At 69.7% G+C, this 1,351-nt stretch carries 1 protein-coding gene; it reads right to left on the bottom strand.

Features of this window, described 5'->3' with window-relative positions; genetic code table 11:
* Positions 1–1,188: cytochrome P450 (locus ABD54_RS26570; protein WP_047872297.1), on the bottom strand; the 1,188-nt coding region annotated here is incomplete at its 3' end.
* Positions 1,189–1,351 lie beyond the last annotated feature (163 nt).

The following is a 1,351-nucleotide window of genomic DNA, read 5'->3' on the forward strand; positions in this document are numbered from 1 at the left end:
GGGTGGGGCGGTGGGTCGTAGGTGGGGGAGGCGTTCGGCGAGGGCGCGTAGGGCGATGCGGCCTTCGAGGCGGGCCAGGGGTGCGCCCAGGCAGTAGTGGACGCCGCTGGAGAAGGAGAGGTGGTCGGCGGCGTCTGGGCGGGTGATGTCGAAGCGGTCGGGGTCGGTGAAGCGTGCGGGGTCGCGGTTGGCGGAGCCGATGAGGCACATGGCGTAGCCTCCGCGGCGCAGGGGTTGGTGTTGGACGGTGGTGTCGGTGTGGACCCAGCGGCTGGTCATCTGGACGGGTGAGTCGAAGCGCAGGGTCTCTTCCACGGCGCCCGGGGCCAGGTCGGGGTCGGCGACGAGGCGTTCCCACTGGTGGCGGTGGCGCAGCAGGGCCATCACCCCGTTCCCGATCAGGTTCACGGTGGTCTCGAATCCGGCGACGAGCAGCAGTCGGCACATGGTGCTGAGTTCGGTCGCGGTGAGGTGGCCGTCGTCGACCTGGTTGACCAGGGTGGAGACCACGTCGTCGCGGGGGTCGGCGCGGCGCTGTCGCATGAGCCGGGTGAACAGCAGGTCCAATTGTGCCGTGGCTTGGTGGATGCGGCGCAGGTGACTCGCCGAGCGGGCGCCGTCCAGGGCGCTGCCCAGGGCGTGGCCGATGCGGACGAATTCGGCGTCTTGGGAGGCGGGGACGCCGAGGAGGCGGCTGATGACGGCGATGGGCAGGGGTTGGGCGAAGTCGCGCATGAGGTCGAAGCGGCCTTTGGCGGCGGCCCTGTCCAGGAGTTCGTGGGTGGTCTTGGTGATCTGGGTTTCGTATCCGCCCATGCGGCGGGGGCTGAAGGCTGGGCGGGCGAGTCGGCGCAGGCGGGTGTGTTCGGGTGGGTCCTTCATGAGGAAGGACAGGTCCAGGATGTCGAACTGTTGGGGAGGGGTGGTGCCGTCGGGGGGTTGGACGCCGAATTCGCGTCCGCGCAGGAGGGCGCTGACGGCTTGGTAGGTGTTGGCGGTGCGGAAGCCGAGTTTGCTGGTGGTGAGGTGGCCTTGGTCGCGCAGGCGTTGGTAGGTGGGGTAGGGGTTGCTGCGCCAGGGGTGGTGCAGGAGTCTGCTGGGGTGGTCTGCGGTCTGTGCGGCGGTCCAGGAGGCGGCGTTGGCCAGGCGCAGGCGGGCGTCGATGCGCAGGGTGTCGGGGATGTGCATGGTGTGTCCTCCTGATCGCGTGCTTTTTCGACCCTAGGCGGTGGGGGGTGCCCGGTCATGCGGGTTGGTGACTTGGCCGTGTGCGGTCAGGGGGGAACTTTGCGGTGTGGTTCGTCGTTGGGGTGCGGCGTTGGCGGGTGGGGTGTGGTGGTGGGGTTGTCGC

The organism is Nocardiopsis sp. RV163 (assembly GCF_001029525.1).
GTDB classification, from domain to species: Bacteria; Actinomycetota; Actinomycetes; order Streptosporangiales; family Streptosporangiaceae; genus Nocardiopsis; species Nocardiopsis dassonvillei.